At 78.2% G+C, this 1684-nt stretch carries 1 protein-coding gene and 1 pseudogene; one reads left to right on the top strand and one right to left on the bottom strand.

Annotation, left to right across the window (positions count from 1 at the left end):
* Nucleotides 1-237, top strand: a pseudogene (locus LCE31_RS07710) (hypothetical protein); the annotation flags it as partial.
* Between the two features lie 73 nt (nucleotides 238-310).
* On the opposite strand, the gene LCE31_RS07715 reads toward LCE31_RS07710, so the two are convergent.
* Entirely contained in the window at nucleotides 311-1432 is a 1122-nt protein-coding gene (locus LCE31_RS07715; protein WP_225013254.1) for an FAD-dependent oxidoreductase, read from the bottom strand.
* Nucleotides 1433-1684: the final 252 nt, after the last annotated feature.

The following is a 1684-nucleotide window of genomic DNA, read 5'->3' on the forward strand; positions in this document are numbered from 1 at the left end:
CCTACCCCGGCGGCGCTCGCCGGGGGCCCGGGGCCCCCGGGGGGGCCGGGCCCGGGGGGGGGGGGCGGGGGGGGGGGGGGGGGGGGGGGGGGGGGGGGGGGGGCGGCCCCCGCGACGCGGAACACGGCCGCCGATGTCACCGGCATCGCGGTGGCCGCCGCCGTCCTGGTGGCGGGCGGCGCGGCCTGGATGCTCGGCCGGCACCGGCGGGGCTCCAGGGGCGCGGCGGGCAGCTGACGCGCCGGTTCTCCTGCGCCACGGGGCGCCCGCCCGGCTGTACACGGCCGGACGGGCGCCCGCCGGGCCGGTTTCAGCGCGTCCGGTCCTGCTCCGCGAAGAAGTCGATCACGTCCTGGAACGTCTTGATGTCGGGACCCTCGGCCTCCTCGGCGCCCCGCGCGAACATGGCCTCCTCGTACGCGGCGAGCGCCGACTCGGTGTCGCCGGGATGCGCGGCGAGCGCCGTGCCGAGCTCCGCGCCGTCCTGCATGGCGAGGTTGGCGCCCTCGCCGTTGGGCAGGGACAGATGGGCCGCGTCGCCCACGAGGGTCACCCCCGGCACCCGGTCCCAGCGGTGGCGGGCCGGCAGGGTGTAGTTGGGGCGGTGCACCGGTGCGGTGTCGCTCTCGGTGATCAGCGCGGTGATCTCCGGCGCCCAGCCGTCGAACTCCGCGGCGACGCGCGCGGCGGCCGCGGCCGGGTCGGTGAAGTCGACGGCGTCGAACCACTCCAGCGGCCTGGTGAGGGTCACATAGGTGTGGATGGTCTCGCCGCGCTCCCGGTGGGCGCCGATCCACCTCCCGTTCCCCTCCGGATCGACCGCGCCGAACGTTCCGCCGCCCACCGCCTTCGCGACGGCCGGGTGCCGGGTCTCGGCGTCGTACAGGTAGGTCTCGACGAAGGACATGCCGCCGTACTCCGGCACGGCGTCGGAAAGCAGCGGGCGGACGCGCGACCAGGCGCCGTCCGCGCCGACGAGCAGACCCGCCTCGACGGTCGTGCCGTCGGTGAAGGCCACCTCGTGCCGGCCCCCGCCGAGGACGGTCACCCCGCTGACCTTCCTGCCCCACCGGACGGCGCCGTCCGGGATGGAGTCGAGCAGCATCTGCCGCAGCTCGCCGCGCTGCACCTCGGGGCGCCCGCCCGTGCCGTCGTCGGCCCGGTCGACGAGGACGGCCCCGTCAGGGCCGACGAACCGCATGGCCTGGCGGCCCTCCAGTACGAGGCCCCGGAACTCGTCCATCAGGTCCGCCGCCGCGACGGCGAGCTGTCCGTTGTAGTCGTGGATGTCGAGCATCCCGCCCTGCGCCCGCGAGGCGGGGGAGGGCTCGGCCTCGTAGACCGTGGCGGGTATGCCGTGGATGTGCAGGACGCGGGCCAGGGTGAGGCCGCCGAGTCCGGCGCCGATGATCGTGACGTGCGTGTCGTGCATGGTGGCTCCTCGCCTGTCGCGTGGCAGCCGGCGGGTGCCAGGACTGCTCACCGCAACGGTGCTCGGCGCCGCCGACAGCCCGCCTACAGCGGACCGACACGTGCGGCCGGGCGCCTACAGGCCACCGACACACAGCGGCGGGGGGGGGGGGGGGGGGGGGGGGGGGGGGGGGGGGGGGGGGGGGGGCCGCGCGGGGGGGGGCGGGCCGCGCCCCCCCCCCCGCGGCGCGGGGGGGCGCGGGCGGGGGGCGGG

Source organism: Streptomyces sp. 8L (genome assembly GCF_020176795.1).
GTDB lineage: Bacteria > Actinomycetota > Actinomycetes > Streptomycetales > Streptomycetaceae > Streptomyces.

Excerpts from the sequence above, each read along its gene's own strand:
- LCE31_RS07715 (WP_225013254.1), bottom strand. The coding sequence starts at position 1,432 with ATGCACGACACGCACGTCACGATCATCGGCGCCGGACTCGGCGGCCTC.